Annotated in this window: 4 protein-coding genes and 1 pseudogene; 2 read left to right on the forward strand and 3 right to left on the reverse strand. The window is 52.5% G+C overall.

Annotated features, from left to right (window positions below; translation table 11 throughout):
• Nucleotides 1-194: pseudogene (locus FDW87_RS21435) on the reverse strand (outer membrane protein assembly factor BamC); the annotation flags it as partial.
• Between the two features lie 16 nt (nt 195-210).
• Nucleotides 211-1089 carry a 4-hydroxy-tetrahydrodipicolinate synthase gene (dapA, locus tag FDW87_RS01250; protein WP_016153972.1) on the reverse strand — a complete coding sequence of 293 codons (879 nt, stop codon included), beginning with the start codon at nt 1087-1089 and terminating at the stop codon, nt 211-213.
• 145 nt (nt 1090-1234) lie between these two features.
• Between dapA and FDW87_RS01255 the strand changes: the two genes are divergently transcribed.
• Both FDW87_RS01255 and bcp read left to right on the forward strand, forming a co-directional pair.
• The gene (locus FDW87_RS01255) at nt 1235-1807 is read left to right on the forward strand and encodes a glycine cleavage system transcriptional repressor (RefSeq protein ID WP_019077363.1); all 573 of its coding nucleotides are present in this window, start codon (nt 1235-1237) and stop codon (nt 1805-1807) included.
• Nucleotides 1807-2277, forward strand: coding sequence for a thioredoxin-dependent thiol peroxidase (gene bcp / locus FDW87_RS01260; protein ID WP_137379376.1), 471 nt, complete (start codon nt 1807-1809; stop codon nt 2275-2277). The genes FDW87_RS01255 and bcp overlap by 1 nt, the downstream gene beginning before the upstream one ends.
• 115 nt (nt 2278-2392) lie before the next feature.
• Here the strand turns inward: bcp and FDW87_RS21440 are convergent.
• The coding region (locus FDW87_RS21440) for an amidohydrolase family protein (protein WP_252362934.1) at nt 2393-3017 on the reverse strand (625 nt) is incomplete at its 5' end.

A 3017-nucleotide genomic window follows, 5' to 3' on the forward strand; every position in this document is an offset into this window, starting at 1 on the left:
TAGTCACCCGACATAACCGGCAGAATCATCCCAGCTGGAGCGTGAAGCTCAGCAAGCGGTGCGGCCTCCAGATAGGATTCATCACCGCTCACCTGGCGCTTATAACGCGAGTCAGAACTACAGGCCGCGAGCAACATAACAAGCGAAACACCCGCAACCTTGGCCAGGCGCGACTTTTGTACTGAGTAAGCCATCAAATCTCCCTAAACTTTACAGCAAACCGGCATGCTTAAGCGCCGCTTTGACGATTTCACGAGCATTATCCGTGATTGGCGTCATCGGCAGACGTAGCGTATCGGTCGCCACAAGTCCCAACTCCTTACACGCCCATTTCACTGGGATAGGATTGGGTTCGACAAATAGTTTGTTGTGTAACGGCATCAGACGCTGGTTAATCACCCGCGCCTCGGCAAAGTTCCCGGCTGCCGCCAGTTTGCACATTTCGGCCATATCGCGTGCCGCAACGTTAGACGTCACGGAAATCACGCCATGACCACCGAGCTGCATAAAATCCAGTCCGGTCGCGTCATCACCGCTGAGCAGAATAAAGTCGTCTGAAACCAGCTCTTTGATCTGGTGAACGCGACTTAAGTTCCCCGTGGCCTCTTTAATAGCGATAATATTTTTTACTTTCGCCAGGCGACCAACGGTTTCCGGCAACATATCGCAGCCGGTACGGGACGGTACATTATACAGAATTTGCGGCAGGTCAGTATGTTCAGCGATGGCTTTGAAATGCTGGAACAAACCTTCCTGGGTTGGGCGGTTGTAGTAAGGCGTCACCGTCAGGCAGCCGACAACACCACTGTCGTTGAAACGCTGCGTCAGACTAATGGCTTCCGCGGTCGCATTAGCGCCGGTTCCGGCAATCACCGGAATACGCCCGTCGGCCAGCTCCAGGGTCATCATCACCACATCGCCATGCTCATCATGACTCAGGGTGGCAGACTCACCGGTGGTGCCAACCGAAACGATCGCCGAGGTGCCGCTGGCGACATGATAATCAATCAGTTTTTTCAGGCTCGACCGGCAGACTTTACCTTTCTCATCCATCGGCGTAACAAGCGCGACAATACTTCCCGTGAACATGGGCCATCCTCTGTGCAAACAAGTGTCTCAATGGTACGTTTGGTACGACAATAAAAGCAAGCGACCAGAGCCGTTCTGATTGTTGTATGCATGTTTTTTTTATGCTTTCCTTATGATTACCTCACCGCTCAAAGGAAGAACAGGTTTGACATCGTCATCGCAACACTATCTGGTCATTACTGCGCTGGGTGCTGACCGCCCGGGAATTGTGAACACCATCACACGTCATGTCAGCAGTTGCGGCTGTAATATCGAAGACAGCCGACTGGCCATGCTGGGTGACGAGTTCACGTTTATCATGTTGCTGTCGGGCACCTGGAATGCCATAACCCTAATTGAATCAACCTTGCCGTTGAAAGGTGCAGAGCTGGATTTACTGATTGTGATGAAGCGCACGACCGCACGCCCCCGTCCGGCGATGCCCGCTACGGTATGGGTGCAGGTCGATGTTCCTGATTCTCCGCATTTGATTGAACGCTTTACCGCCCTGTTTGACAGCCACCAAATGAATATTGCGGAACTGGTTTCACGCACGCAACCGGCTGAGAACGAAAAGGCGGCACAGCTGTTTATTCAAATTACCGCACATAGTCCTGCGTCACATGATTCGGCAAATATTGAAGATGCGTTTAAAGCACTCTGTACAGAACTCAATGCGCAAGGCAGTATTAACGTCGTCAATTACTCACAGCATGATGAACAGGATGGAGTTAAGTAATGAACCCACTGAAAGCCGGTGATATCGCACCGAAATTTAGCTTGCCGGATCAAGACGGAGAACAAGTAAATTTAACCGACTTCCAGGGACAGCGTGTTCTGGTTTATTTTTACCCGAAAGCCATGACACCCGGCTGTACCGTACAGGCCTGCGGCCTGCGCGATAACATGGATGAGTTAAAAAAAGCAGGTGTTGAAGTGCTGGGAATCAGCACCGATAAACCAGAGAAGCTTTCCCGATTCGCGGAGAAAGAAGTCCTTAACTTCACGCTCCTGTCCGACGAAGATCACCAGGTTTGCGAGAAGTTCGGCGTCTGGGGTGAGAAGTCATTTATGGGCAAAACCTATGATGGCATCCACCGCATCAGCTTCCTGATTGATGCTGAAGGGAAAATTGAGCATGTGTTTGATGACTTCAAAACCAGCAACCACCACGACGTGGTAATGAACTGGCTGAAAGAGAACGCCTGATTTACATTTTGCCGGATAGCGCCTGATGGTGACGCCACGCGTCTTATCAGGCCACCATCCGCATAACTCCGTAGCCGGATAAGGCGTTTACGCCGCCATCCGGCATCAACGTCGTTTATTCAAATGTCCCTTTTATACAGGCTTTTTTCTCTCTGACGACAGCTTTGCCCTTCGCCCACAGGTGATGAACTTCAAGCGCATCATTGAGCACCAGAATGTCGGCATCGCATCCCACCGCCAGACGCCCTTTATGTTCCAGTCCCAAAAATTCTGCGACCGTTCGCGTCAGCGGACACAGCGCCAGTTCCAGCGGTATGGCATGAACCTTCACCAACTGGCGCACTGTTTCAGCCAGTGATTCAAACCCTGCGACACCGATGCCGATAAGATTACCGTAGTCATCAAATTCCGGCTGGCTACCGTTGCCGTCTGAACTCAAGGTAATACGCGACAGCGGCACGTTCTGGCGTAGTGCCGTGGCGATAGCCGTGGCCGGGTCGACGGGTTCATCAATGCTGCTGGTAATGTCGATATAACCGCCTTTGCGGGCATACTCCAGCGCCGACTGAAACAACGGTTCCGCACGATTGACGTGTGTGGGCAGCAGCTTGGTAATCGGTACATCGCAGCTGTCGAGGATCTGGTACAACGGCTCCAGCATGCGCGGGCTGTCGCCCATATGGAAGACGCTAATCCCCGGCTTGCGCCCTAACAATCCGCCAACGCGCGACTGCGCCGCC

This window comes from Citrobacter sp. wls826, assembly GCF_005281245.1.
Classification (GTDB): Bacteria; Pseudomonadota; Gammaproteobacteria; order Enterobacterales; family Enterobacteriaceae; genus Citrobacter; species Citrobacter braakii.

What these genes read in the sequence shown, in the direction of transcription:
- dapA (WP_016153972.1), bottom strand. Translation starts at nt 1,089, where the DNA reads ATGTTCACGGGAAGTATTGTCGCGCTTGTTACGCCGATGGATGAGAAA.
- bcp (WP_137379376.1), top strand. Translation starts at nt 1,807, where the DNA reads ATGAACCCACTGAAAGCCGGTGATATCGCACCGAAATTTAGCTTGCCG.